24 protein-coding genes and 1 pseudogene are annotated in these 26125 nt (G+C 58.7%); 15 read left to right on the top strand and 10 right to left on the bottom strand.

All coding sequences use genetic code 11. From position 1 onward, the window contains the following. Positions 1-140: 140 nt before the first annotated feature. The 12 genes and pseudogenes from pstC (at position 141) to J4G14_09070 (ending at position 11970) form a co-directional block, all read left to right on the top strand. On the top strand, positions 141-1070 hold the full coding sequence (gene pstC / locus J4G14_09125) for a phosphate ABC transporter permease subunit PstC (GenBank protein MCE2457962.1): 930 nt from the start codon (positions 141-143) through the stop codon (positions 1068-1070). A gap of 34 nt (positions 1071-1104) precedes the next feature. Further along, positions 1105-1959 carry a phosphate ABC transporter permease PstA gene (pstA, locus tag J4G14_09120; GenBank protein MCE2457961.1) on the top strand — a complete coding sequence of 285 codons (855 nt, stop codon included), beginning with the start codon at positions 1105-1107 and terminating at the stop codon, positions 1957-1959. 85 nt (positions 1960-2044) lie between these two features. Then, positions 2045-2693, top strand: a pseudogene (locus J4G14_09115) (phosphate ABC transporter ATP-binding protein). A 149-nt stretch (positions 2694-2842) separates the two neighbouring features. Beyond that, positions 2843-3517, top strand: coding sequence for a phosphate signaling complex protein PhoU (gene phoU / locus J4G14_09110; protein ID MCE2457960.1), 675 nt, complete (start codon positions 2843-2845; stop codon positions 3515-3517). Between the two features lie 79 nt (positions 3518-3596). After that, complete coding sequence (locus tag J4G14_09105) at positions 3597-4841, top strand: CoA transferase (protein ID MCE2457959.1); 1245 nt, start codon at positions 3597-3599, stop codon at positions 4839-4841. A 380-nt stretch (positions 4842-5221) separates the two neighbouring features. Continuing rightward, positions 5222-6088 carry a xanthine dehydrogenase family protein subunit M gene (locus tag J4G14_09100; GenBank protein ID MCE2457958.1) on the top strand — a complete coding sequence of 289 codons (867 nt, stop codon included), beginning with the start codon at positions 5222-5224 and terminating at the stop codon, positions 6086-6088. Positions 6089-6098: 10 nt separating this feature from the next. Next, entirely contained in the window at positions 6099-6578 is a 480-nt protein-coding gene (locus J4G14_09095) for a (2Fe-2S)-binding protein (GenBank protein ID MCE2457957.1), read from the top strand. A gap of 3 nt (positions 6579-6581) precedes the next feature. After that, positions 6582-8873, top strand: coding sequence for a xanthine dehydrogenase family protein molybdopterin-binding subunit (locus tag J4G14_09090; protein MCE2457956.1), 2292 nt, complete (start codon positions 6582-6584; stop codon positions 8871-8873). Positions 8874-8990: 117 nt separating this feature from the next. Next, positions 8991-9260 carry a MoaD/ThiS family protein gene (locus J4G14_09085; GenBank protein ID MCE2457955.1) on the top strand — a complete coding sequence of 90 codons (270 nt, stop codon included), beginning with the start codon at positions 8991-8993 and terminating at the stop codon, positions 9258-9260. Then, complete coding sequence (locus J4G14_09080; GenBank protein MCE2457954.1) at positions 9257-9982, top strand: PIG-L family deacetylase; 726 nt, start codon at positions 9257-9259, stop codon at positions 9980-9982. The genes J4G14_09085 and J4G14_09080 overlap by 4 nt, the downstream gene beginning before the upstream one ends. A 63-nt stretch (positions 9983-10045) precedes the next feature. After that, complete coding sequence (locus J4G14_09075) at positions 10046-10966, top strand: dihydrodipicolinate synthase family protein (GenBank protein ID MCE2457953.1); 921 nt, start codon at positions 10046-10048, stop codon at positions 10964-10966. A 158-nt stretch (positions 10967-11124) separates the two neighbouring features. Then, positions 11125-11970: an alpha/beta hydrolase gene (locus J4G14_09070; protein MCE2457952.1), complete on the top strand. Its 846-nt coding sequence runs from the start codon at positions 11125-11127 to the stop codon at positions 11968-11970. A 24-nt stretch (positions 11971-11994) separates the two neighbouring features. On the opposite strand, the gene J4G14_09065 is transcribed toward J4G14_09070, so the two are convergent. Beyond that, entirely contained in the window at positions 11995-12882 is an 888-nt protein-coding gene (locus tag J4G14_09065; protein MCE2457951.1) for an enoyl-CoA hydratase/isomerase family protein, read from the bottom strand. A 298-nt stretch (positions 12883-13180) separates the two neighbouring features. Further along, on the bottom strand, positions 13181-14395 hold the full coding sequence (locus J4G14_09060; GenBank protein ID MCE2457950.1) for a mandelate racemase/muconate lactonizing enzyme family protein: 1215 nt from the start codon (positions 14393-14395) through the stop codon (positions 13181-13183). A 171-nt stretch (positions 14396-14566) separates the two neighbouring features. Here J4G14_09060 and J4G14_09055 point away from each other — a divergent pair, with 171 nt between their 5' ends. Together J4G14_09055 and J4G14_09050 are read left to right on the top strand one after the other, a co-directional pair. Beyond that, entirely contained in the window at positions 14567-14932 is a 366-nt protein-coding gene (locus J4G14_09055) for a VOC family protein (GenBank protein MCE2457949.1), read from the top strand. Between the two features lie 74 nt (positions 14933-15006). Next, positions 15007-16440: an amidase gene (locus J4G14_09050; GenBank protein MCE2457948.1), complete on the top strand. Its 1434-nt coding sequence runs from the start codon at positions 15007-15009 to the stop codon at positions 16438-16440. A gap of 31 nt (positions 16441-16471) precedes the next feature. Here J4G14_09050 and J4G14_09045 read toward each other — a convergent pair whose 3' ends face one another. The 4 genes from J4G14_09045 to J4G14_09030 form a co-directional block, all read right to left on the bottom strand. Next, positions 16472-17383, bottom strand: coding sequence for an EamA family transporter (locus J4G14_09045; GenBank protein MCE2457947.1), 912 nt, complete (start codon positions 17381-17383; stop codon positions 16472-16474). A gap of 79 nt (positions 17384-17462) precedes the next feature. Continuing rightward, positions 17463-18920 (bottom strand): sulfatase-like hydrolase/transferase, encoded by a 1458-nt coding sequence (locus J4G14_09040; GenBank protein MCE2457946.1) that lies wholly within the window; start codon positions 18918-18920, stop codon positions 17463-17465. Continuing rightward, on the bottom strand, positions 18917-19336 hold the full coding sequence (locus J4G14_09035) for a PPOX class F420-dependent oxidoreductase (protein MCE2457945.1): 420 nt from the start codon (positions 19334-19336) through the stop codon (positions 18917-18919). Before J4G14_09035 ends, J4G14_09040 begins: the two co-directional genes overlap by 4 nt. A 15-nt stretch (positions 19337-19351) precedes the next feature. Next, complete coding sequence (locus tag J4G14_09030; GenBank protein MCE2457944.1) at positions 19352-19744, bottom strand: GNAT family N-acetyltransferase; 393 nt, start codon at positions 19742-19744, stop codon at positions 19352-19354. A gap of 215 nt (positions 19745-19959) precedes the next feature. On the opposite strand from J4G14_09030, the gene J4G14_09025 reads away from it, so the two are divergent. Continuing rightward, positions 19960-21720: a CocE/NonD family hydrolase gene (locus tag J4G14_09025; GenBank protein ID MCE2457943.1), complete on the top strand. Its 1761-nt coding sequence runs from the start codon at positions 19960-19962 to the stop codon at positions 21718-21720. A 7-nt stretch (positions 21721-21727) separates the two neighbouring features. Here the strand turns inward: J4G14_09025 and J4G14_09020 are convergent, their stop codons facing one another. The 4 genes from J4G14_09020 to uvrA form a co-directional block, all read right to left on the bottom strand. Next, the gene (locus J4G14_09020; protein MCE2457942.1) at positions 21728-22147 is read right to left on the bottom strand and encodes a TIGR03618 family F420-dependent PPOX class oxidoreductase; all 420 of its coding nucleotides are present in this window, start codon (positions 22145-22147) and stop codon (positions 21728-21730) included. 12 nt (positions 22148-22159) lie between these two features. Then, on the bottom strand, positions 22160-22564 hold the full coding sequence (locus J4G14_09015) for a type II toxin-antitoxin system VapC family toxin (protein MCE2457941.1): 405 nt from the start codon (positions 22562-22564) through the stop codon (positions 22160-22162). Further along, positions 22561-22818: a hypothetical protein gene (locus tag J4G14_09010; GenBank protein MCE2457940.1), complete on the bottom strand. Its 258-nt coding sequence runs from the start codon at positions 22816-22818 to the stop codon at positions 22561-22563. Before J4G14_09010 ends, J4G14_09015 begins: the two co-directional genes overlap by 4 nt. Positions 22819-22890: 72 nt before the next feature. Next, complete coding sequence (gene uvrA / locus J4G14_09005) at positions 22891-25794, bottom strand: excinuclease ABC subunit UvrA (protein ID MCE2457939.1); 2904 nt, start codon at positions 25792-25794, stop codon at positions 22891-22893. Between the last annotated feature and the right edge of the window lie 331 nt (positions 25795-26125).

Here is a 26125-nt window from a genome sequence, read left to right as displayed (position 1 = left end):
ACCAGCTTAAAGCTGGACATAAAAGGCAGTCCATGAGAAGGCCCTCCCATAACAGCAATTCACCACCCGCTGTCTCATCAGAGAGGCCAGCTTAAAGGATGGAGCAGTAGGTGGAATCTACAGCACCAGGCGCCCATGATATGCCCGCGAGTTCGCGGCAAGAAATCGATACAGGCCGATTCCGTCGCGGTCGTGGAAGCAGCATCGAAGGTACCATCGTACGCTGGGTGTTCTTCGGTTGCGCTCTCATCTCGATATTCACGACACTCGGAATTGTCTTCATCCTGATAGGCCAGTCAATCGGCTTCTTCAGCGAAGTGTCCATCTTCGAGTTCCTGACTGGAACGCGGTGGACCCCGATTCTCAAGCCAACGGCATTCGGTGTGCTCCCACTTGTTGCAGGGACACTCCTGGTGACAATTCTTGCGGCGATAGTGGCACTCCCTGTTGGGCTCGCCACGGCTATCTATCTCGCTGAGTACGCCCCGGACAAGGCCCGTCGCGTCCTCAAGCCAATGATCGAGATTCTCGCCGGCATACCAACCGTCGTGTACGGCTACTTTGCGCTGACATTCGTAACGCCTCAACTTCAGCGGTTCTTCCCAGACATGATCGTGTTCAATGCGCTGAGCGCGGGACTCGTCATGGGAATCATGATTATCCCCATGGTGTCGTCCCTCAGTGAGGACGCGATGATCAGCGTACCCAGGTCGCTGCGACAGGCCTCCTACGCGCTTGGGGCCACGAAGCTGGAGACAAGCCTCAAGGTGGTTGTACCGGCGGCGCTGTCGGGAATCGTGGCATCGTTCATCCTGGCGATATCAAGGGCAATCGGCGAGACCATGCTCGTGACCATTGCGGCGGGCGCGACTCCACGCATCACCGCAAATCCCCTGGAGAGCATTCAGACTATGACGGCTTACATCGCCCAGCTCGCCCAGGGTGAGGCGTCTCACGACTCGATTGAATACAAGACCATCTTCGCGGTCGGTCTGCTTCTGTTCCTGATGACGCTATCGCTAAACCTGCTCGGCCACTGGGTAGTCCGACGCTGGAGACAGGCTTACTAGCCAGCTTAAGACTGGACATTCAAGAAGCAAAGGCATGGCACTCTATAACTCCAGATTCAATCCGAGACTTGCCCGACGAAAGACGGTTGGGGGAATCTTTTATGGGGTTTTCCTAGCAGCTGTCATGGTCGGGATAATCGGCCTGGCTGTGCTGCTGGCCCAGACCCTTATAGAAGGGCTCCCCTGGCTGGACTTCGGATTCCTGACCAGCTATATGTCGAGGCACCCAGAGTTGGCCGGCGTGAAGGCCGCGGTCATGGGCACCCTGATTACGATAGCGTTTACGGCCATTTTCACGGTGCCTATCGGAGTGGGGGCCGCCATATACCTCGAGGAGTACGCGCCAAAGAACCGGCTCACGCAGATCATTGAAGTCAACATTTCCAACCTGGCAGGCGTGCCGTCGGTAGTGTACGGACTACTCGGGCTGGGAGTGTTCGTGCAGCTGATGTCGCTGGGCAAGGTCGTCCTTGCAGGCGCGCTCACACTGACGCTGCTGGTGCTTCCGATCGTGATACTCGCCTCCAGGGAGGCAATCCGGGCGGTGCCTAATGAGTACAGGTTAGGAGCATTCGCACTGGGCGCAGACCAGTGGCAGGTCATAAAAGGCACCGTTCTGCCTTCTGCCCTGCCAGGAATCCTGACCGGTGTAGGAGAGGCTGCTCCCCTTCTGGTAATCAGCGGACTGGTTTACGTGACATTCGTGCCGGGGCCGCTAGACCGATTCACGGTCCTGCCACTTCAGATCTTCACGTGGGTCGGCAGGCCCCAGGAAGAGTTCAGGTCGCTTGCGGCAGCCGGAATCATCGTGCTGCTGATTATCCTGCTATCAATGAACGCAGTTGCAGTGCTACTACGAAACAAGTACCAGACAAGGTCAGAGGACTAAGGTGACTGAGCAGACCGCACCAATCTTCAAGGTTAACGAGCTCAGTCTCTTCTATGACGAGTTCAAGGCTCTCAGAGAGATCAACATGGAGATCAAGCGGCACTCGATTACCGCTTTGATCGGTCCGTCAGGATGTGGCAAGAGTTCTCTTCTGCGCTGTTTCAACCGGATGAACGAACTCATCCCATCGGCCAGAATAGATGGTCAGATCCTGTTCGAAGGAACCGACCTTTACGATGACGACGTTGACGCTACTGAGATCCGGTCGAGGATCGGAATGGTGTTCCAGCGGCCCAACCCGTTCCCAAAGTCAACTGAAGGTCAACGGCTATATGGGCGACATGGACGAGGCCGTTGAGCGCTCTCTGAGGCAGGCTGCACTTTGGGAAGAGGTGAAGGACCGACTTAGAGCCAGCGCACTAGAGCTGTCTGGCGGGCAGCAGCAGCGCCTGTGCATCGCGCGAGCGTTGGCTGTAGAGCCTGAAGTGATCCTGATGGACGAGCCAGCTTCCGCGCTGGACCCCATAGCGACTCTCGCCATCGAGGAATTGGTCAGGGAACTGAGCCAGCACTACACGATTGTCATAGTGACGAGAGTATCGGACGAGACCGCGTTCCTCATGGTTGGAGAAGACAGGGCCGGCTACCTCGTCGAGCATGGCGACACAAACCAGATCTTTACGACTCCTAAGCACGAGCGCACGGAGGCGTACATCACCGGCCGGTTCAGCTAGAGTGCGACAACCTCGCCAGGGATTTATCTGCTATGTGGAACGATCCTCCAACTTCAAATAGACTCTGGAATGTCGAGAAATTGAACACGGGGAAACAGATTGCGGGCGATTGCCGGAATGACGTGCTGGTAGGGGGCAAGGAGGCCATCATGCAGCGGACACCGAGAGCTGAATTCGACCGAGACCTGAGATCACTGCAAGACGAGCTTCTCACACTCGGTGGCATGGTCGAAAAGGCAATCGCCAAGTCTCTCGATGCCCTCAGGAATCGCGACCGCGATCTTGCCGAAGAAGTAATCAGTGAAGACGACATAATCGATGAGATGCGGTTCGCGCTCGAAGAGAAGTCGATCGACCTGATCGCGATGCAGCAGCCACTCGCGAGTGATCTTCGGATACTGGTTACCGTGCTGCACGTATCGGTAGAGCTGGAGCGGATCGGGGACTATGCAGAAGGTATTGCGAAAATCAGCCTCCTGATGGGAGACGAGCCGCCACTCAAGCCGTTGATAGACATTCCGCGGATGGCTGACAGGTCGATGGACATGCTGAGACGCAGCCTCGACGCGTTTGTCGACCGCGACGTCGAAGCGAGCCACCAGATCTGCGACGATGACGACGAAGTGGACGCGCTGTACGAGCAGGTGTATCGAGAACTCCTTACGTACATGCTCGCAGATCCGGGAGCAATCAGGAGGGCCACTTACCTGCTGTGGGTCGCACACGATCTCGAACGGATCGCAGACCGCACTACCAACATCGCTGAGCGGGTCATCTTCCTGGCAACGGGTCGATTGACCAAGACCGGCGCCTCTACTTATTAGCTAGAATGCCTGAGGGAATTCACCCTCACCCCAACCCTCTCCTTCAAGGGAGAGGGGCATTGCAGGCGGCAACCATCCGATGAGTACCAATGCTCCACAGGCGCTGGACGGCGTCAGAATCCTCGACTTCTCCCGCATATGGGCAGGTCCGCACTGCACCAAGCTCCTGGCAGACATGGGGGCTGAGGTTATCAAGGTTGAGTCGGCCCGTAACTGGGACCCTCACCGCATGATCGTTGGGTCCGGCAACCTGCCGGACGGCGAACGTGGTGACGATCCCTGGAACAGATCCGGGTGGTTCAACACTCTGCACATATCCAAGTACGGGATCACGTGCGAGATTCGGCATCCGTCGGGAAAGGCGGTGCTGGAGGAGCTCGTGAGTGTAAGCGATGTGGTGGTCGAAAACTTCAGGGCCGGGCTGATGGCACGCAGAGGGTTCGACTACGAGACGCTACGGAGCCTGAGGCCCGACATCATAGTGCTGTCGATGCCTGCGTTCGGGAATACGGGCCCGTGGAAGGACTTCATACAGTACGGGATCGGGCAGGAGCAGATGGGTGGAATCGCCTCGATGAACGGGTACCTCGACGAGGACGGCCCTGTGAAGTCGGGAGTGAATTTCGGAGACCCCATCAGCGGTGCCCATGCAGCCGGGGCCGTGCTGTCGGCGCTGTATCGCCGGCGCCGTACGGGGAGGGGCGTGTTCATAGAGTCCTCTGTCTCCGTCGTGGGTGAGCACATCATCGGTTACCAGTTGGACGGACTGCCACCCAACAACCGCGGAAATCGTCACGAGGCGATGGCCCCGCATGGCGCCTATCCATGCAGGGGTGAGGACAGCTGGATTACGATTGCGGTCGCCTCGGACGACGAGTGGGCGAACCTATGCAAAGTGATGGGCAGCCCGGAGCTGGTCGTAGACGAACGGTTTGCGGACGTCCTGTCCAAGCTTCGCAATCAGGACGCGCTGGACGAGGTCATTGGGGCGTGGACCCAAGGCCACGACGCCATAGCTCTCACCGAGTCACTTCAGAAGGCCGGAATCGCTGCCACCCCAGTAATGAAAGGCGAAGACATCTTCAACGACCCCCACTACCAGGAGCGTGGACTACTCGAACTGGTGGACCACCCTTCAGCCGGAGTGTACTTTCTGCCAGGGACCGCGTGGAAGATGTCGGCTACCCCAGGGGCTGTGCGGTGGCCCGCGCCAAGACTGGGGGAACACAACGGTTACGTGTTCGGGGAACTGCTTGGCATGTCATCGCCAGAGATCGACTTGCTCAGTGACGAGGGAGTCACCGGAACGGAGCCCGTCACGTAGCGCCCTACGAAGGAGACTCTGTCAGTTTGTTAGGCGATGTTTTCACCCTCACCCCCGGATCAAGTCCGGGGCAGGCTCTAACCCTCTCCCTGAGAGAGAGAGGGGACTTTAGATTCCGTAGTTAGGCACCTACCAGATCGACACGGCTTCCCTACGAAGCGAACCGTTGTTGACCATTCCCTCCTCTGATATACTGTCTCCGGCTTTGGAAGCTGTCCACAGGGGGTAGTTTTCAAGTTCATCCAGGTATGTGTTGACGTTGCGTCCAAGGTGCGTTTCAAGTACATCTGGCGCGTGTCGTGGCAGTCGACGCACAGACAAGTCAAAAAGCAGACTCTAACTTCCCTACAAGGGAGTGTTGCGAGACAAGGAGGTAACGATTGAAGTGGATCGATTATGAGGCTCCCACCTCAGTACGGGAAGCAGTCGACCTGCTGAACGAGGCAGGCGACAGGGCCCGACCGCTGGCAGGAGGCACCGATCTCCTAGTCCAGTTGAGGGGCCGGGCATACGACCTGGACCTGATGGTGGACGTCAAAAGCGTACCCGAGCTAAACGAGCTCACTTACGACCCAGACAACGGATTGACCATAGGCGCGGCGGTGCCGTGTTACAGGATCTATGGCAACTCGACAGTGCGGAGCGTGTATCCGGGCATCGTCGACGCGGCTCAAATCATTGGCGGTACGCAGATACAGGGGCGCGCCTCGCTGGGCGGGAACCTGTGCAATGCTGCTCCGAGCGCAGACTCGGTACCGGCGATGATCGCGTACAACGGCGTGGCCCGAATCGCTGGTCCGAACGGAAATCGGGAAGTCGCGCTTGAAGACTTCTGCACCCACGTTCGACAGACAGTGCTGGAGCAGGGCGAGGTCCTTGTGGCCGTGCACTTCCCTACTCCCGCGGCCAACTCGGGCGCGAACTACATTCGTTTCATCCCGAGGAACGAGATGGACATTGCTGTCGCAGGCGCAGGCGTTTCGGTGGAGCTGGAGAACGGCAACATCAGGTCCGCCAGGGTGACACTAGCATCGGTCGCTCCGACGCCTCTCTTCGTTTCCGAGGCGGGCGAGGCGGTTGCCGGAAAGCCTGCAACTGAAGAGACAGTCAGAATCGCGTCCGGCCTCGCGAGAGACGCAGCCGTACCGATCACCGACATGCGCGGCACGATCGAGTATCGAAAGCACCTGTGCGAGGTACTAACCCGCCGGGCGATGATGACCGCCATCGAGCGAGCCCAGAGCTAAGGAGAATAGATTGCCCGCCAAGACTTACGTACAGTCCATAATCAACGGTGAGCACTTAGACTTCCTGTGCGAACCACGCCAGAGCCTGCTCGAAGTGCTGCGCGACGTAGTCGGCCTTACCGGCACCAAGGAAGGCTGCAACGACGGCAACTGCGGCGCCTGCACGGTCGAGTTCGACGGCCGAATAGTGACATCTTGCCTGGTCCTCGGAGTCGAGGCTGAAGGCAAGGAGATCACGACTATCGAGGGCGTCGCGGAAGGCAGCACGCTGCACCCGTTGCAGCAGTCATTCCTTGAGAATGCGGCACTTCAGTGCGGCATTTGCACGCCTGGCTTCATAGTGGCCGCCAAGTCACTGCTCGAGCACAACCCTGACCCATCAGAGCACGAGATCCGTTTCTGGCTCGCCAACAACCTGTGCCGCTGCACCGGCTATGACAAGATCGTCCGGGCGGTCCAGGATGCGGCTGTGAAGATGCAGGAGGCGTAACTTATGACCCAGACTCTAGACTACGAGCCAAACATGGTGCTGGCCACCGAAACGTTTAACGTTGTTGGCACGCGCCCAATCAGACACGACGGCGCGGACAAGGTGACGGGTCGCGCCCTCTACGGAGCGGACTTCGACACCGCCGGTCTGCTTCACGGACACATCCTGCGCAGCCCGCACGCACATGCGCGCATCAAGAGCATCGACACATCGGCAGCCGAGGCGCTGCCTGGGGTACTCGCGGTAGTCACCAACGCCGACTTCGCAAGCGATGCAGACGCGGTCGTCGATTTAGGCGAGGGTGCGACCAGCCTGAAGTGGTTGCGTGACAACGTACTTGCTTCGGACAAGGTCCTTTATCGAGGTCATGCCGTTGCTGGCGTGGCCGCATCGAATCCTCACGTCGCTGAAGAAGCAGTGCAGCTCATCGACGTGCAGTACGAGGTGCTTCCTCCTGTCGTAACTGTAGAAGAGGCGATGGCCGATGGTGCGCCGATCCTGCACGACGATCTCAAGACCGAGGAGCTGGGCGAGCAAACCGATAAGGTCAGCAACGTCGCACAGCACTTCCAGCACAAGAAGGGTGACACAGCGAAGGGATTCCCGGAAGCCGACGTGGTTGTCGAGCGAGAGTACCGCGCCAAGACAGTGCACCAGGGCTACATCGAACCCCACAACGCGACTGCTCTATGGAACACTGACGGCAGGCTGCACATCTGGTGCAGCACGCAGGGTGCATTCACTGTGCGTGACGCCATGGCGCAGTTGCTCGAAATGCCTGTTTCCCAGATCAGAGTTATTCCGATGGAGATCGGCGGCGGTTTCGGTGGAAAGATACCTGTGTATCTCGAGCCTGTAGCCGCGCTGCTTTCCAGGAAGACCGGCCAGGCCGTGAAGATTCTGATGAGCAGGGCCGATGTATTCGAGGCATCCGGTCCGACATGCGGCTCCTGGAGCCGGGTGAAGATCGGCGCCAAGAGCGACGGGACCATTACTGCTGCCGAAGTCGAACTGGCCTGCGAGGCTGGGGCATACCCTGGCTCTCCTGTGGGCGCTGGGGCTATGTGCGCCCTCGCGGCATACGACATTGAGAACGGCACTGTTGACGGCTACGACGTAGTCGTGAACAAGCCGAAGACGGCGGCCTACCGAGCGCCTGGCGCTCCCAACGCCGCCTACGCGGTCGAGCAGGCGGTTGACGAGCTGGCTGACGAGCTCGGCATGGACCCGATTGAGCTGAGGCTCAAGAACGCAGCCAAAGAGGGCACACGCCGCGTGGACGGCCCTACCTTCAACAAGGTAGGACTCGTCGAAACTCTCGAGGCAATGAGGGACCATCCCCACTACAGCGCGCCTCTGGGGGAAAACCAGGGACGCGGTATCGCGATCGGATTCTGGTTCAACATCGGCTTCGACTCCGCGGTAAACCTTGCTGTCAATGCCGATGGCACGGTCAGCCTGACTGAAGGTTCTACCGACATCGGTGGGTCCCGCGCTTCCATCGCCATGCAGGCGGCAGAAGTTCTGGGAATCGCCGCTGAGGACATCAGGCCTACAGTCGTCGACACGGACTCGATCGGCTACACCGCCGTGACCGGCGGCAGCCGCACGACGTTTGCCACAGGATGGGCCGCCTATGAGGCAGCCCAGTCAGTGAAGCAGCAGATGATCGAGCGCGCTGCCACGATCTGGGACGTCGAGGCAGACTCAGTCGAGATGGCAGACGGCGTCGTCCAGTCGAAGTCTGACCCCGAACTGAGCATGACGTTCGCGGACCTGGCGGGCCAGCTTGGCAGGACCGGCGGCGGCATCACTGGAACCGCTTCCGTTAACCCGAGCGGTGTTGGCGGTTCATTCGCCGGCAATATTGTCGACATCGAGGTCGACCCCGAGACCGGCAAGACCGACGTCGTTCGCTTCACTGCCTTCCAGGACGTAGGAAAGGCGATACACCCGTCTTACGTCGAGGGCCAGATGCAGGGCGGCTCGGTCCAGGGCATCGGCTGGGCGCTGAACGAGGAGTACTATATGAACGATGACGGCGGCATGGACAACTCCACGCTGCTTGACTATCGCATGCCCACAAGCCTCGATCTTCCGATGATCGACACGGTTATCGTGGAAGTGGCCAACCCCGGCCACCCCTTCGGTGTCCGCGGCGTGGGTGAGGCGAACATCGTTCCTCCCACCCCTGCGGTTGCGAACGCCCTCAGGGATGCGGTCGGGACACGCCTGTACGAGACTCCGATGAACTCAGTCGCGATAGCCGCGGCACTGGCGCAGAACGGAGACTAAACCCTCCTAATCGCCAGCATAACCGGACCAAGTAAAAAGGGGCGGGTTTCTTAACTGAGACCCGCCCTTTTGCCACATAGTGAAAGCGCCTTAAGAAATCATAGGAGGGATCTCAGCATGGCTACGGTCTATATCCCGTCGCTGATGCAGAAGCTGAGTGACGGCAAGAGCAAGGTCGAGATCGAAGGGTCGTCAGTCCGACAGGTCGTCAACAACCTCGACGCCGCATATCCGGGATTCAAAGAGCGGCTGGTCGAGGATGGGCGGATCAAGGGGAACATCTCGGTTGCCATCGATGGCGAGATCACGCCGTTAGGGATGTTGGAGAAGGTAGGCGAGAACAGTGAGGTGCACTTCCTGCCTGCGATCGCCGGAGGAAAGCTATGACCTCTGAAACGCTTCTACCTCTGGATGAAGACTGGCAGACAGCTCTCATCGTAGTTGCCCACCCTGACGACATCGAGTACGGAGCGGCAAGCGCCGTTTCCAAGTGGACCTCAGAGGGCAAGTCGGTCGTGTACCTGCTGGTCACTAGGGGCGAGGCCGGCATAGACAGTATGCACCCGGATGAGGCCCGCGAGGTACGAACGCGCGAGGAGATCGAGGGGGCTGAGGTCGTAGGAGTCGAAACGGTCGAGTTCCTGGACCATAAGGATGGCGTAGTCGAGTACGGTCTGCCACTCAGAAGAGATATTGCCAGCGCAATACGTCGTCACAGGCCGGACGTGGTCATCACAGGCAACATGGCCATGAGCTTCAAACAGGGGTTTGCGAATCAGGCTGACCATCGTGCGGTCGGACTAGCCGCGCTCGACGGATCGCGTGATGCGGGGAATCGCTGGATCTTTCCAGAGCTTGTAGACGTAGGTCTGGAGCCATGGAATGGGGTGAAGATGTTGCTGGTGAGCGGCTCGCCTAATCCAACTCACGCCGTAGATGTAGGCGACCACGTCTACAAGGGCGTAGAGTCGCTCGAAAAGCACGATGCATATCTCAAGGGGCTTTCCGAGGACGTAGTCCCAGAAATGTTCCTCACGATGAACGCGAACGCAGTTGGAATCGAGTTCGGCTGCGATTATGCGATCAGCTTCGAGGTCATTCAGATATAACGAACGCCCCCTGATACAATGGCGGCGACTACTGATTTACTGGACTGAGTCAAGGAGAACCGAATGGCAGACAAAGAGATCAAGGGCGTAATCGTTCCGATGCTGACGCCGTTGAACCCGGATGAGACGGTCGATATCGGGTCGCTTCGCAGGCTGGTTAACTATCTTATCGACAACGGAGTTCACGGTCTATGGGCATCCGGGACCACGGGCGAGTTTGCCAATCTCCCAGACTCGGAGCGGGTGCGAGCCATGGAGGCGACTGTCGACGAGGTTGCCGGCCGAGTCCCCGTGATCTGCAACATCTCCAGCACGTCCACCAAGATGTCGGTCGAGTTGGCGAGCGAGGTGCGCGAGCTTGGAATGGACGGAATCGCGCTGACTCCTCCGTACTACTATCCTGATTCGCAGGACGAACTCGCTGACCACTACAGGTATGCTCAGGACCAGATCGGCCTGCCGCTGTGGGTGTACAACATTCCTCAGACGGTAAAGACCGCTGTAGAGCCGGGCACCATAGCGATGCTGGCGGCTGAGGGCACTGTCGTTGGGGTGAAGGACAGCTCAGGCGCCGGGGAACTGCTGGCGCAGCTCAACGTGCTTTGCGATCAGGGTGATCTCTCACTGCTCAGGTTCCTGGGCACAGTCTTCCGTGTTACTAGCGCGGGATCGGTTGGCGTCCATGGCGTGATTCCAGGGATTGCGAACCTTGTTCCAGAAGTATGCGCCCGTGGCTGGGAGGCCGGTGAGGCGGGAGACACTGAGACGGTACGTGACTGCAACGGTAAGCTGCTCACGGCGCAAAAGGTAGGGGCTGTGGCGAAGGGTGGGAGCGCTAATGCTGCCAGCTTTGGCGGCATGAAGGCCGCGCTTAAGCAGATGGGCGTAATCGACCATGACATCATGTCCCGTCCCTTCCGGCAACTGACTGAAGAAGAGAAGTCACAGATACCACCGATCCTGGAAGACCTGGGGCTGAAGTAGTGTTGGAGAAGGTGCTGTACAGGCTGCTTCCGAGTCGCCTGAAGCCATACTCGAATTGAGAGAATCGGAAGGCCACCTTTGCAAGGTGGCGGGACAGGCTTACCCTGGCGGTTCGGCGTAGGGGTACGTAGGTCGACCATGGTTTTCGGATCCGACAAGTGACAGAACCCTCGAGCAACTATGCCTCAGTCAGCGGCATAAGGTTCCACTACGTTGACTGGGGCAGACCGAGTGGGGATCCGGATCGCCCTACCCTGTTTCTGCTGCACGGTGACATGCGAACGAGCCGATCGTGGGATGCTGTAGCGCGTCACTTGTGTGAGCAGTTCCACGTCATCGCTCTTGACTCGCGCGGGCACGGTGACAGTGAATGGCCTGACTCTGGATACTCATTCGCGCAGCGGATTGACGACCTCGAGGCGTTTGCGGATTTCATCCAATTGCGGAACGTTGTGGCCGTGGCTCACTCCACAGGGGCAGTCGTCGCTGCGATGCTCTCTGAGCGCAGACCTGACTTCTTCAGCAAGCTCATGTTGCTGGAGCCGATGGTTGTGGTGACAGAGGCCTTTCAGCGGATGGTGTCGCAAAGGGCAGTAAGGCCCCGACGCACATGGGCTAACCGCGACGAGATGTACGATTATCTCAAGAAGCATCCTATGACGGGAAAGTGGCGCGACGACGTCATCAGGGACGTAGTGGCCCACGAAGCCTTCGAGTTACCAAATGGGCGGCTCGACATGAAGTGGGCCAATGCGAGCATGGACTGGAAGGAGCGCGAAGGGGACTACCACGACATCAGGCCGACCCTGAGAACGCTTGGTAAGCCTATCCAGTTCATCGTGAGCGACTCACGCGCTGACAGCTTTCAGGACGTGGCCAAGATCGCGGAGGAGACCGCGGACTTCAGCATGCTCACGATCCCCGAGAGCGCTCACAACATGTACATGGACCAGCCGAAGCTGGTGGCGGATGCTGTTGTCAGGTTCGTCTCTTCCGGGTGCTAGAACGCGCCTTAAGGGTCTCTCCTATTAGTCGTCCTTCTTTTCAGCCCTTGGCCCGAAGGGCTCCGGTCGGAACGGGTCGTCCCTTACTTTAAGGAAGCCGCGCATTCCGCTCTCTTTCGCAGCGTCCATCATTTCGCGCCGGTTGTAGTCTGGTCGCTGGGAAGAGTGCGCGATGGAGGACAGCAGCCAGTTGCTGGTAATCGCGTTACGAAGGCCCATCATCTCCAGCCCTAGCGTGGCGATGTACTTGTTGGCCGCAACGGTCTCAGGACTGATCAACGCGATCCGTTCGGCCAGGCGGAACGCTTCGGCCATCATGGCGTCCTTGTCCTCGAACACCTCGTTCACGAGTCCGATCCTGAATGCTTCCTGAGCGTCGATGTGGTCGCCGGTGAGCGAATATCTCAGGGCGTTCTTATAGCCGGCCATAAGTACCCAGAGGAAGCTGGTGTTGGAAATCTGGCGGACTTCAGGCTGCGCGAACACGGCGTCCTCTGAACAGAACGTCATGTCGCAAGTCAGGGACAGCCAGGTACCTCCACCCATGCACCAGCCGTGGACGCAGGCGATGACAGGCTTGGAAAGCTCGAGGATGTGCGTCTGGTTCCTGACCATGTTGCGGTCATGGTAGAACCAGCGGGAGACATGGTCGGCGGCGCTCGACCCCTTGGCGATCATCGATTCGGGGTCGGTCTCCTGGAATGAGGCAATGTCGTAACCTGAGCTGAACGCCCTGCCCTCTCCCTGGATGATGATGACACGTGCCTCGGGGTCGGCCTCTGCTATGTCGAGGGCTTCGTGGAGGTCGGCTTCCATCGGCTCTGTGATGGCATTGAGAGTTTCGGGGCGGTTGAGGGTGATGACCCTGGTGGTGCCCTTTGCTTCGTAGAGGATGTGTTCGTACTCGGGCAATTCAAAGTCTCCTAGTCTGCAGGCCGCCCTTCGACAAGCTCAGGACGAACGTTTGCTTCTTGGATCAGGGTTAGTCATGGAACTCTCGGCGTGCACAGCAAGCTACGATAGTGCGGGCTTAAACCCTAACCATCTCCCATCAAGTGCTTAAAGGGGGTACACATTCGTGCTTCTCACCCTCACCCCAACCCTCTCCCTGAGGGAGAGGGGGTCTGTTGGCTGGTACTCATTCTTGTCCGTGTACCTTTACATGCCCCTCTCAGCCCATCAAGGGAGAGGGGAATTAGAGAGTGCTCCTTTACCTTGGCACCTTGTAGCCGCCGGTCTGTACACCAGCCAAGCTGTTCTCATCCCAGGGGTGGGCCAGAGCTACTTCTTCGTTGATGTCGGCTCCCCAGCCGGGCCCTGACGGCACGGTCATGTAGCCGTCGATTATCTCTGGGACGGTGGTGGTCAGCTCATCTTTCCATGGTACATCGTCTATGTCGATCTCCATGATTCGCACGTTCGGAAGCGTGGCGCACAGGCTTGCGCTAACGTAGCTGGATAGGTGGCTATAGTAGTTGTGGGGCGCGACGTTGTGCTGGTAGACCTCGGCGAGGTCGCCAATTTTCTTGGACTGGCTGAAGCCGTTCCATGGAACGTCGATCATGAACATATCGGCGGAGTGGTTCTCGAAGTACGGGATGAAGTCCCGCATGTAGAACAGGTTTTCGCCGGTGCAGATGCGCGTGGTAGTCGAGTCCTTGATCTGGCGCAGGCTCTTGGGCTCGTACATGTCAATTTCAAGCCAGAGCATGTCGAACTGCTCGAGAACCTTGGCAATGCGGAGTGCGCCCTCGGTCTTGAAGTGGAAGTTCAGGTCGAGATTGATGTCGATGTCGTCGCCGACGGCGTCCCGGAACGTGCCGATCAACTTTTCGACGTGGGGTACGAGCCACTTGGGAGCGTACTGGTCGGTGGAGCCGACTCCACCACTGAAGCCTCCTCCAAAGGTGGCATTCTGTCCGGGCATGAGGATGTTAGTCTTCAGGGCGGTGAAGCCGCGTTCCTTGACCTCGTGACCCAGGTTGGTCACGGCCTCCCATGAGTCCATGGGCGGGGTGCCGAGGATGTCGTGATGCCTGATACGTGAACTGCCGCAGTGGGACCAGTACACTCGCACCTGCTCCCTGGTGGGACCTCCGAACAGCTCGACGACGGAGATGCCAAGCGACTTGGCCTTGATGTCTATGAAGGCGCAGTCGAGTCCGGCAATGGCCTTGGCCGCTATGCCACCGGGACTCTGGCGGGTGATGCGGTACATGTCCTGGAAGCGCATCTCGAAGGCCCTGGGGTCCTTGCCGATGAGGAGCGGCTTCATATCGCGAATGGTGCCCTCGATGCCGTGGGGCGATCGGCCGTCGCTGCACTCTCCCCAGCCGGTGATGCCCTCGTCCGTTTCGACTTTGACGAACATCCAGGGTCTCCAGCCAGCGTCAACGATGAAGGTCTCGACATTGGTGATTTTCATTGGTGAGTCCTCTCCAAGGATTCGGATTTCGGCTCGGATGATAACACAACGACCCCAGATTCATTGCCGCTCGTGACAGGCGGGTGACATAATGGGCACGCGCGGGCCCTACCCGGCCCGTGAAACTGACATTACACAGACCCAGAGCTTCTACACAGACAGGAGAGATACATGCCAAATCCGGTTGCTTTCTTTGAAATCGGCGGGAGAGACGCTTCACAACTGGGAGAGTTCTATAAGGACCTCTTCGGGTGGAACGTGCAGCCCTATGGGAAGTCAGGTGCAGGCACCGATTTCCATTATGTAGAGCCCCAGGATGGAGGAATCGGAGGCGGGATAATGCAGACCGCCGGCGAGATGCCTCCAAACTACGTTATGTTCTACGTGGGAGTGGAAGACCTTAAGGCGGCTTTGGAGAAGGTCGAGAGCCTTGGGGGCAAGACTGTCGTTCCGCCTATGCCTATCCCGAATGACATGGGTCAGATTGCGGTATTCATGGATCCTGCGGACAATGTCATTGGGCTGCACTCTTCGTAGCAATCTTGGGAATCTGATACGAGGAAGTGCCAATAGCAATAGAAGTGGAAGGCCACGAGGGATAGGAGTTCGAGATGACCAACCTAGACCAGGAACTCGCATTTGCACCGGCGACTGAGTTGCGCGAGCTTATCGCAAGCAGGCAGGTCACATCGGTAGAGCTTACCGAGATGTACCTGACTCGCATAGATAGTCTCGATGGACAGCTCAACTCATACCTGACGCTGACTCCTGACATTGCGCTCGCACAGGCTCGGCGTGCGGACGAAGCGACTGCGAGGGGTGAAACACTCGGGGCGCTCCACGGTCTTCCCGTCTCGCTCAAAGACCTGCAGATGACCAAGGGCGTTCGAACAACGGGCGGCTCTCTTGCATACAAAGACAGGGTGCCGGACGCGGATGCGGCCTGTGTCGAGAAGGTGCTCGGTGCAGGGGCAGTGATGTTGGGAAAGACCAATACTCCTGAGTTCGGACTACTCGGAGCTAACGAGAACCGATTGGGAGAGCCATGCCGTAACCCCTGGAACACCGAAAGGACGTCTGGGGGATCAAGTGGCGGTGCAGGCGCGGCTATAGCCGCTGGCCTGTGCGCACTGGCTACCGGCGGCGACGGTGGAGGTTCTATTCGCATTCCCGCAAGCTTCAATGGCATCTACGGGATCAAGCCGACGCAGGGCCGAATCTCAAGCTACACCGGTGTGGACGCCCCTCCGGCTGCGAATATCACCAGCCAGCAGGGTCCATTGACTCGGACCGTTGCAGATACAGCCCTTATGATGCAGGTCATGGCTGGATATGACCCGAGGGACTCAGGCTCGCTCAGGCAACCGGTACCTGACTTCATGGGTGCACTGGACCAGAGTATAGAGGGACTGCGAATCGGCTGGTCACCGGACTTCGGGTACCACCCGGCTGACGAGGAAGTTACGGTGGTATCTCAGGCCGGAGCCGAGGTGTTCGCTGAACTTGGGTGCAGCGTCGATGAGTCTGACCTGAGCCTCGACAATCCGTTTGACACCTGGATCGTCTTCTTCGCGGGGAATGGCTACGCGGTCAATGGGCACCTGCTGGACGACCCGGACGATCCGCTCACCTGGTATGGTCGCTGGGCGATCGAGTGGGGAGCGCGGTTGACGATGCCAGACTACATCCGCGCTCTGGGCGAACGAGACCGGATGGTCAACCAGTTCATGGACCAGTTCGACAAGTTCGATCTGCTGGTTTCCCCGACGATGCCTACGACCGCCTTCTCGACTGAGGAATACCCCCAGACCGTGGGCGGGCTGGAGCCGTACCCAATTCCGGCGTGGGGGTTCGTACCCTACACTCACCCGATCAACACGATCGGATTCACGGCGGCGAGCATACCGTGCGGGTTCGACTCAGACGGGATGCCTGTAGGGCTGCACATCATTGGCAAGCCGGGGGACGAAGAGACCGTGCTTGCGGCGTCTGCTGCCTTCGAGGCTGCGCGTCCCTGGGCCCATCTGAAACCTCAGGTATCATAGGGAGCTGCCTGCTAACAGGGGCAATCAGCGCTCAGTAGGCCAGGGTAACGGCCACTACGCCGCCAACGGTCATAACTATGGACAGAGTCTTAATGACCAGAATCTTGCGTTCGAGGGGCTCGTTCAGCACGTTTGATACACCGATGCTGAGGATGATTCCAAGTGCGAAGACGAACAGGGGGCGGGTTGCCATGACCGTAGATACCAGCGAGACGGGGCCTGAGTAGATCGCTCCCAGAAGGAAGGCGAGTGCTACGAACACCAGCGCGCCCTCCGTGAAGAGTATGAGGCCTACCGACGTGGGCCTTCGCAGAGTGTCGATCAAGTCTCTCATGCCCCTGGGCTTGATGGAAAACACCACACAAGCGGCGCCGTTCCCCAGAGCTCTCCAGAAGAAGAGAGTCCAGACGTCCATGCTGTCGGCGACCATCTTGCTGAAGACCTGGCTCAGTCCGAAACCCAAGCTTGCGAATATGAGGAGGGCGAAGGCGAACATCTGGCCACGTCCCCTGTCCCTTGCTCTAGCGGTCGGGCCGAGAGACATCAACGCCGCGCCGGCAACCGTGACGACTATGCCAACCCAGGCGAGCAAACCAACCTGTTCGCCAAGTAGGAAGAACGCCAGGACGGCGACGAAAATAGGGTACGTGGATGTGACCGGTATGACTCGCGAGACGTCCTGAGTGCCCATCACCCAGAACATGAGCACAAGGTACCCCCCTGATGTCAGACCGGAGACAATTGCTAGTACGATATGCTGGTTCGTGTACCCGGTCCACTCCACCCAAGGCAATATGACGACTGCCAGAATGAACTGAGTTAGGCCGACCATCACGATGAAGGTCCGAGGATTGGGAGTGAACCTGGCAATCAGAATCTTGTCCATCGCCGAGATAAAGGCGAAGGTGATTGTGCTGCCGAGGGAGAGAAGTACCCAAGTCATGAAATTGGGAATGTGGAATTGTGAATGGTGAGGTGGACGTGGTGCGGTGAAGGTGTAGCTCTAAACATTCGTGGGAAGCTTAGAATGTCGCGGCTTCGCCGAGGACGTCGCGGATCATCAGGCGGGAACGCTGGCTGTCTTTGATTCGCCGGTCGAGGTCGCCGGCGTCGCCCCAGATGTCCAGGATCCTGTTGGTCAGGCGCTGCTGCACGGCGGAGTGTGTGCCGTCGTTAGCGAGGTTGACGAACTCTCCAGGGTCGGTCTCGAGGTTGTAGAGCTCGAGGTCAGGGGTTGCAGCGTGGTGGCTGTAACAGAGCTTCCACCTGCCCTGTCTGAGCATTGCGCGAGGCCGGTCCGTGCCGTGCGCGAGGTGTTCTGAGAATGCTTCGTCTCGTTGCCCGACGGTTGCGCCTGTCATCTGTGGGAGCAGCGATGTACCGTCCAGGTTCATGACCGATTGTGATGCTTGGTCTGCGGACGCGATATCGAGAATCGTTGCCGTGGCATCTACCAGTGAGACTGCGCCTGTGAACCTCTGGCCTCCATCGATCACACTGGGCCACGAGATCTGGAGGGGTACCCTCGCTGACTGCTCGTAGAAGTTCATCTTTCGCCAGAGACCGTGCTCACCCAGGGATTCGCCGTGATCCGAGGTATGGATGACCACTGTATTGTCGGACATGCCTGCATCTTCGAGTGCGTCCAGCAGTCGTCCAATCTTGTCATCCAAATAAGTGATCAGTCCGTAGTAGGCGGCTCGAGCGGTACGGACCTCGTCCTCGGTGTAGCCGCTGAAGTTGAACGCCTGCATCAGTCGATTCGCAGCAGCGGGAAGATTGTCGAGGTGACCCGGAGGATTGTTAGGCAAGTCTGCGTACTCAGGCCAGTACAGGGAGAAGTACGGCTCGGGCACGATGAAGGGGAAGTGAGGGGCAACGAATCCGACGCATAGGGCCCAAAGTGAGTCCTGTCGGGCAGGATCACGCAAGTATGCTAAAGCTGCCTCTTCGATGGCGTCGTCTGCCTCGATCATTGGTCCGGTGCCCGCACGGGCTTCACTGACGCTTGGCCATGGCTCGTCCGATGTTGGAACGCCTTCTTCCCACAGGTAGATTGGGTGCAGGCCACCAGTGGAGAGACTGGCTTCGGAGTCGCCGCGGTGACCGCCGCCGTGGGGGTCGTATGCTAGCTGGTCTCGGAAGCCGTGAAGCTGGTCAGGTCCGATCAGGTGCATCTTGCCGGAGAGAGCCGAGTCGTATCCCATCGACCTGAGCAGGTATGGCCAGGTAGGTGCGTCAGAAGGCAAAGGCTTGGCGTTGTCCCATCCTTCGCATCTCGAAACGTAGCGACCTGTCATAAATGACAGCCGAGAGGGCACACAGAGTGGTGAGTTACAGTAGGCAGCGTCAAACGTTGCGCCTGATTCGGCGAGTCGCTCCATGTTCGGGGTCTGGACGAATGGGTGTCCGTAGGCTGACGACCACATTGGACCGTGCTCGTCGGACATTATCACCAGGAAGTTTGGTCGGTCGGTCACGGGGCCGTACCGTAGATTCGTTCAGGTACGACGATGATGGCGGCGCGGCTGTCGTCGATCATTGCCTGGTCGTACTCTTCCCAATTCGGGTGCTCCTGGCCTGAGGCAGACCGGTATATGCCCCGGAGAGCGTCACGGAGCTCGGTGTCGTCGGACTGACCTCGGCGCAGCACCACAGCATGGCCCTCAAGGACGACATATCCCCACCAGTCTGCCTTGGAGACCAGAAGAGAGCAACGGGTGTTACGAGCGAGGTTGTGGAGTTTCGCGCGGTCTTCGGTAGTCGTAAAGCCGGCACCGTCGCCATACGGGCCTACGGTGACTATGCTCATCTGGGCCGCACCGTCTCTGCGGAAGGTAGTCAGGACCGCCTGATGGTTTTCGGAAACGAACTCGGCCACGTTTTCAGGGAGCAATTGTCGGCCTCTCTACTATGCTAGGAAATCTATCTCATACAAGTCGTAGTGGGAGTGGTCCATGCCGAGACTCTTGTATGTCTGCTGCGCTCCTGTATTGGTGCGCTCAACATAGAGCCTGACGCCACAAAGTCCGTCGTCGGCCTCGGTGAGGGCAATCACATGATTGTGCATGGCGGTGTAGACACCCTGCCGCCGGTAGTTCGCGTCTACGAACACACTCTGAATCCACAAGAAAGTCGCGTTTCGCCAGTCGCTCCACTCGTAGGTGATTAGCAGGCTCCCGACCACGGTTCCGTCGACTTCGGCCACGATGTAGAAGCCCTTATCTGGAGAGGCGAACACCGCGGCGACCCCTGGGGTGACGAGGGACTCGTCCAGGGTCTTGCCCTCAGTTTCCAGGGCCATCGCCTGCTGGAACTCGATAATCCTTGGAGCGTCTTCGGGGCGAGCTTGACGGATCGAGGGGGTTGATCGGGCCAATTTGACCTCCAGGGTGAGTGTGTGCGAGCGAGCGGATTGTAACACAGGGCCTTTGCAGGTCACTGAATTGACCTGCCCATATCGCAGTGCTATCGTCCAGCCATTCACTGCCACCAATACACTCAGACTGTGAGGTTGTCATGCTGCCGAAGCCCGTAAAGGACGAGTTCAGGCGTTCGACATCAGTGTCGTCCGAGACTAATGTCTCGGTGCCTATGAGAGACGGGGTCGTGCTGCGGGCCGACGTTTACAGGCCATCGGGCGGTGGGCGTCACCCTACCCTGCTGCAACGAATTCCGTATGGGAAGCACTCACCACGTTACCGGAGCATGTATCTGGACCCCATGCGGGCTCTGGACCGAGGGTATGCGGTGGTGATTCAAGACGTACGGGGACGTCATGCCTCTGATGGTGAGTGGTACCCGTACGCTAACGAGGCGCTGGATGGGCACGACACGATAGACTGGATCGCTTCCCAGCCGTGGTCGGACGGCAGTGTTGGTATGTTCGGCATCTCGTATCACGGAGCGACCCAGTGGCTTGCAGCCACTGAGGGTCATCCGGCGTTGAAGGCAATCGTTCCAGGAGTGACTGCGGATTCCTACTACGATAGCTGGACGTACCTCGGAGGAGTCTTCCAGTTGTTCTGGCTAAGCGGCTGGGCGTCGGGGTTCGTGCTGGACGACTTCCCTCCCCGATCCGAGCGTTCGCCAGAGGCACGGGCGTTGCTGAGGGAGTGGCGACGAGACCCGTTTGCCATCGCGAACCACCTGCCGTTGAGCGACATGCCAGCCCTGAGAGAAGTGGGTGACTACTACTACGACTGGCTGGCACACCCGACATACGACGACTACTGGAAGTCGTTCGCACCGAGAGAGAAGTACGACAGGATCACGGTGCCCGCGCTGAACCAGGGGGGATGGTACGACGGGTTCATCAGGGCCACGCTCCGCAACTACGAGGACATGAAGGAGCAGGGTGGGAGCGATCTGGCTCGTTCACAGCAGCACCTGGTAGTGGGACCGTGGCTGCATCAGCCTCTTCCCGATCCATCTGCAGGCAGCGGGTACTTTGGGCCGTCTGCGTCCGGGGCTGCAATAGACTGGCACGGGATGCAACTGGCATGGTTCGATCGATGGCTGAGGCACGAAGACAACGGCGTCGATTCCGATCCAAGCGCTTACCTGTTCATCATGGGCGCTAACGAGTGGAGGGCAGAGGAGATATGGCCTCCACCGGACGCGGAGACGATGACTCTGTTCCTCCGCAGCGGTGGAAGAGCAAACACCCTGAATGGAGATGGGGCACTATCAGCCGATCCTCCAGCCTCAGGTGAGTCCGCCGATCACTACCTGTACAACCCAGCGAATCCGGTGCCGACGGTTGGGGGCGCTCACCTTGGCGGCGTGCCTACGATCTTCGAAGTAGGCGTGCAGGACCAGCGTGGGGTCGAGTCGCGAGGGGATGTTCTCGTATACACGTCTGAACCGCTGGAAAGAGAAACTGAGGTCACAGGGTATGTCACACTCGATCTATGGGCGGTGACAACGGCCGCCGATACCGACTGGACAGCCAAGCTCGTGGACGTTCACCCTGACGGGAGCGCGCAAAACGTATGCGACGGTATCCTCAGGGCCAGCTACAGGGACTCGCTAGAGTCGCCATCACCAATTCAGGCAGACGAAGTGCATCGGTACCAAGTGGACGTTGGACCAACGGCGATGCTGTTCCGCAAAGGTCATCAGATCAGGCTGGAGGTGTCTTCCAGCAACTTCCCGGCGTACGCAAGGTACACAGGGTCGCCGCATGACCAGTCGAATGATATGAGTCCGTCAACACAGACCGTGCTCCACGATGCCGACCACCCATCTGCTCTGCTGCTGCCGGTGGTGAACAGGTAGCTTAGGACTAGTCCGTCGAAGTGTAGTCTGCCACGCTGGTCGGGATCAGACGAAAGATCACTACTCCGGGGTTGTCCTCGCGATAGCCCTCGGCGAAGTGGCGTCCCTCTTCCTCTCCATAATAGCGTGTAGCCATCGATAGGACGAGGTCGTAGAGGGGTCTGTCGACCTCTTCTATAGTGCCGTCGACGATGACCGATTTGTAAGGCGGCTCGCGCCAGTCAACGCAGAGTGAGGTGTGTGGATCTCTTAGTAGGTTGCGCCACTTCAGAGTGCCACGTCCGGTGAAGAAGTAGGCGGCTCCGTCTTCCCACTGGTACCAGATCGGCGCAGATCGGGGCCGACCCTGAGTGTCGATAGTGCTGATGACGCCGACCAGGGTCTGGGAGAGGAATTCGTTGATGTGGGGGCTTACGGCTGTCGTCAAGTAACTGTTCCTTCAGGATAAATTAGCTGGTGTCATGAACTCACAAGTCGGACCATTCGAACGGCTGAGACGCAGATCCAAGGTGACCAAGGGACAGTTGGTAGACTCCGCAAGTGCCACGTACCATGCATCATAGGCCGTCAGATTGTGCCGAAGCTGCCAAATTCGATCAGCGAAGGGGGAGAAGGGATGCAACTCGATATCGTGTTCGACCAGATCTCGATGGGCCGCAAAGGCTGCAGATTCTGCCACCTCGCCGATTCGTTCAATTCGGCAGATAATGTTGCTGGACTCCGCGAGGAGCAGTTCGGGTCCTAACACGGGACCATCGGACAGCGCGCCTCGCGCCCACGTGCCGTCAGGTCCTTGGTCGATTAGAAACGCAACAAGAGCCGATGAATCAACTACCGCAGTCATCGCCGATCAGCGTCACGCGCTTCCAGAATGGCAGAAGCAGGGACGTGGATTCCTGACTCTTCGACCCGCCTGCGAACCCTCTTGACCCACTCCTCGGTAGAGTGTCCCGACAACTCATCATTCTGTATGGACGCGATTCTCTTCAGTTCACAGCGAATGTAGTCTTCGAGGGACTGGCCGCGTCGCCCCGCGCGAGCTTCCAACTCATCACGGATATCTTCTGGAACGTCTTCGATTGTTATGTCGACTGGCATGACTTCATTGTTCCAGAGGTCCCAGCATATCGCAAACTACAGGTTCACCAGTGGTGAACTCTTCATACTTCTTCAGTCCGCGGCTTGGGCCGACTCCAGTTCCAATCTTGGTAGGACTCCCCTCAGATAGTCACCCGTCTGGGAATGGTCCATCGCCGCGAGATCTTCCGGGGTGCCCTGGGCGATCATGTCGCCGCCCTTGTCGCCGGCTCCGGGGCCTAGGTCTATGAGCCAGTCGGCGCTCTTGATGAGGTCGAGGTGGTGTTCGATCAGGACAACGCTGTTTCCGGCGTCCACCAGGCGATGCAGTACACGCATCAGGTGGGAGCAATCCTCGAAGGAAAGGCCCGTGGTGGGCTCGTCGAGTATGTACAGGGTCTGTCCAGTGGCACGCTTCGACAGCTCGGTCGAAAGCTTGACGCGCTGGGCCTCACCGCCACTGAGTTGTGTGGCCGGCTGTCCGAGACGGATGTAGCCGAGGCCTACGTCGTACATCGTCTGGAGCTTGCGCTTAACACGTGGGATGTTCTCAAAATGCTCAAGTGCCTCGGTGACCGTCATGTTCAGGACCTCGGCGACACTCGCGCCCTTCCACTCGATCTCGAGGGCTTCACGGTTGTAGCGGGCTCCTGAACAGACCTCGCACGGGACGGTCACGTCCGGAAGGAACTGCATCTCTATGTTGATATAGCCGTCGCCGGTGCACGCCTCGCACCTGCCTCCCTTAACATTGAAGGAGAAGCGGCCGGGCTTGTAGCCGCGAGTGCGTGCTTCGGGGACTGTGGCGAAGAGTTCCCTAATTGGAGTGAATGTTCCGGTGTAAGTCGCGGGGTTCGACCTCGGAGTGCGGCCGATTGGCGACTGGTCTATGTTGACGACCTTGTCTATGTTCTCGATGCCCTCTATAGAGTCGCAGTCTCCGGGGCGCTCGCGGGAGCGATAGAGGGTCTGTGCGAGCTTCTTGTACAGAATCTCGTATATGAGCGTGCTCTTTCCTGAGCCGGATACTCCTGTAATGCAGACCAACTGGCCCAGGGGGATCTCTACATCTATGTCCCTGAGGTTGTTCTGCCGGGCGCCCTTGATAGTGATCGACCTGCCATTGCCGGGCCTGCGTTCGGTGGGTACCGGGATCTGCTTTGTTCCCCCCAAGTACTGACCTGTGAGTGACTCCGGTGCCTCGATGATCGCGTCGACAGGGCCCTCGGCAACGATGTGTCCGCCGTGCTCGCCAGCACCCGGTCCAAGGTCGACGATGTGGTCCGCTGCGCGCATGATCGCTTCGTCATGCTCGACTATCAGCACGGTGTTGCCGATGTCTCTCAGATTCTGGAGGGTACGAATGAGACGGTGATCGTCTGCCGGGTGCAGTCCAATGGAGGGCTCGTCGCACACGTAGAGGACGCCCATCAGACCGGACCCGATCTGTGTCGCGAGCCGTATTCGCTGTGCCTCCCCACCGCTCAATGTCGAGGCGGTCCGGGAGAGGGTGAGGTAGTCGAGGCCGATGTTGAGCAGGAACCTGAGTCTTGCTTCTATCTCTTTCAGTATCTGCTCTCCAATGGCCTTCTCGCGCTCTGTTAACAGGTCTTCGGGCTTTGTGCCGTTAACAGACGGAGCTTCACCAGAGATGACATTGACCCACTCCAACGCCTGTGAGATGGAGCTGTCCGTCATGGAGGTTATGTTCGATCCGCCTATGGTGACTGCGAGAGCCTCCGGTCTTAGCTTCTGGCCTGCGCAGTCGGCACATGGACGGGCCGACATGTATCTTTCGATCTCCTGCCTGACATGATCGGACTCGGTTTCCATGTATCGGCGTTCGAGGTTGTTCAGGACGCCCTCGAAGCGAGTGTCCCAGCGGTAGGTGCGGCCGCGCTGCGTGCGGTGGGTAATACGAATGCGCTTGCGGCCGGTTCCACGTAGGAGCGCGTTCAGCTGCTTCTTCGTGAACTTCTCGATCGGATCGTCCACCTCGAATCCGAACTCCTTACCGAGAGATTCAAGCTGGCTCAAGTTCCACGAAGCTACTGTACCGGTACGGGACCAAGGTTCTATCGCGCCCCCGACGATGCTCTTCTTCTTGTCTGGAATAGCGAGGTCGGGGTCGACTTCGAGTTTGTAGCCGAGTCCGGTGCAAGTTGAACAAGCGCCATGTGGGTTGTTGAAGCTGAAGGTGCGTGGCTCCAGCTCTCCCATACTTATGCCGCAGTGGACACATGCGAAGTGCTCTGAGAAGAGCATCTCATCCTCGCCTGCCACGTCAACGAGGACTGTACCGCCCGCCATTCGGAGAGCGGTTTCGACGGAATCGGTGACGCGACCTACGTCTGCACTGTCCCCGGAGACGAGACGGTCTACTACGATCTCGATGGTGTGCCACTTCTGCTTGTCGAGGTCGAACTGCTCGCTGAGGTCGTGGACCTCGCCGTTCACGCGCACCCTGACGAATCCGGCCGCGCGCGCGTTCTCAAACACTTCCTTGTGCTCGCCCTTGCGTCGCCTGATCATGGGCGCGAGGATCTGCAGCCTTGTCCTGTCGGGCAGCCCGAGTACAGAGTCGACTATCTGCTGGACGGTCTGCCGCTCGACCGGGCGTCCGCACTTGTAGCAGTGGGGGCGCCCCACCCTCGCGAACAGCAGCCTGAGGTAGTCGTAGATCTCGGTGACTGTACCCACCGTGGAGCGCGGGTTGTGGGACACGCCCTTCTGGTCGATGGAGATGGCGGGCGACAGCCCCTCTATGTACTCGACGTCCGGCTTGTCCATCCTGCCAAGGAACTGGCGGGCATAGGCCGACAGAGACTCTACGTAGCGTCGCTGTCCCTCCGCGTAGATGGTGTCGAATGCAAGAGAGCTCTTGCCCGAGCCGGAGACGCCTGTGATAACCACAAGCTTGTTGCGCGGAATGGTGACATCGACGTTCTTGAGGTTGTGCTCGCGTGCTCCGCGAACAACTATGTTTTCAAGGGGCATAGTTTGAGAGCGTCCTCCTATGGCGGGTTTGAGGATGCAATGGCGGCCTATGCAGAGCCTGATTCGCAACCTAGATTCTAGCATCGGAGGGACGACTGTGTAAGGTTGCTGTGACCTGTCCTCACCTGAGTGTGCAGGCAATTAGCGGACTTTATGCCGTCTACGATTGACGATACTCAAAGCTGAGATTAGACTAGGCTCCAAGCTTGGTGTCTATCTACATAGGGATCAGGTTTCCTTAACAGCGGTAGAAGCGGAGGAGGAGTCAAATGTCCAACAGAGAGGACATCGCACTGATGGCGCACCTGATGCGTCGCGCAGGGTTCGGAGC

The organism is Dehalococcoidia bacterium (assembly GCA_021295915.1).
In the GTDB taxonomy this organism is placed as follows: Bacteria; Chloroflexota; Dehalococcoidia; order Lucifugimonadales; family UBA1123; genus VXRN01.
The sequence above is the reverse complement of the archived record's forward strand: the minus strand, read 5'-3'. Positions and strand labels throughout refer to the sequence as shown.

Coding starts and splice junctions, on each gene's coding strand:
- J4G14_09080 (MCE2457954.1), top strand. CDS start 9,257: ATGACCTCTGAAACGCTTCTACCTCTGGATGAAGACTGGCAGACAGCT.
- J4G14_09030 (MCE2457944.1), bottom strand. CDS start 19,744: ATGGCCCTGGAAACTGAGGGCAAGACCCTGGACGAGTCCCTCGTCACC.
- pstC (MCE2457962.1), top strand. CDS start 141: ATGCCCGCGAGTTCGCGGCAAGAAATCGATACAGGCCGATTCCGTCGC.
- J4G14_09050 (MCE2457948.1), top strand. CDS start 15,007: ATGACCAACCTAGACCAGGAACTCGCATTTGCACCGGCGACTGAGTTG.
- phoU (MCE2457960.1), top strand. CDS start 2,843: ATGCAGCGGACACCGAGAGCTGAATTCGACCGAGACCTGAGATCACTG.
- uvrA (MCE2457939.1), bottom strand. CDS start 25,794: ATGCCCCTTGAAAACATAGTTGTTCGCGGAGCACGCGAGCACAACCTC.
- J4G14_09045 (MCE2457947.1), bottom strand. CDS start 17,383: ATGACTTGGGTACTTCTCTCCCTCGGCAGCACAATCACCTTCGCCTTT.
- J4G14_09090 (MCE2457956.1), top strand. CDS start 6,582: ATGACCCAGACTCTAGACTACGAGCCAAACATGGTGCTGGCCACCGAA.
- J4G14_09015 (MCE2457941.1), bottom strand. CDS start 22,564: ATGACTGCGGTAGTTGATTCATCGGCTCTTGTTGCGTTTCTAATCGAC.
- J4G14_09075 (MCE2457953.1), top strand. CDS start 10,046: ATGGCAGACAAAGAGATCAAGGGCGTAATCGTTCCGATGCTGACGCCG.
- J4G14_09105 (MCE2457959.1), top strand. CDS start 3,597: ATGAGTACCAATGCTCCACAGGCGCTGGACGGCGTCAGAATCCTCGAC.
- J4G14_09010 (MCE2457940.1), bottom strand. CDS start 22,818: ATGCCAGTCGACATAACAATCGAAGACGTTCCAGAAGATATCCGTGAT.
- J4G14_09055 (MCE2457949.1), top strand. CDS start 14,567: ATGCCAAATCCGGTTGCTTTCTTTGAAATCGGCGGGAGAGACGCTTCA.
- J4G14_09025 (MCE2457943.1), top strand. CDS start 19,960: ATGCTGCCGAAGCCCGTAAAGGACGAGTTCAGGCGTTCGACATCAGTG.
- pstA (MCE2457961.1), top strand. CDS start 1,105: ATGGCACTCTATAACTCCAGATTCAATCCGAGACTTGCCCGACGAAAG.
- J4G14_09085 (MCE2457955.1), top strand. CDS start 8,991: ATGGCTACGGTCTATATCCCGTCGCTGATGCAGAAGCTGAGTGACGGC.
- J4G14_09060 (MCE2457950.1), bottom strand. CDS start 14,395: ATGAAAATCACCAATGTCGAGACCTTCATCGTTGACGCTGGCTGGAGA.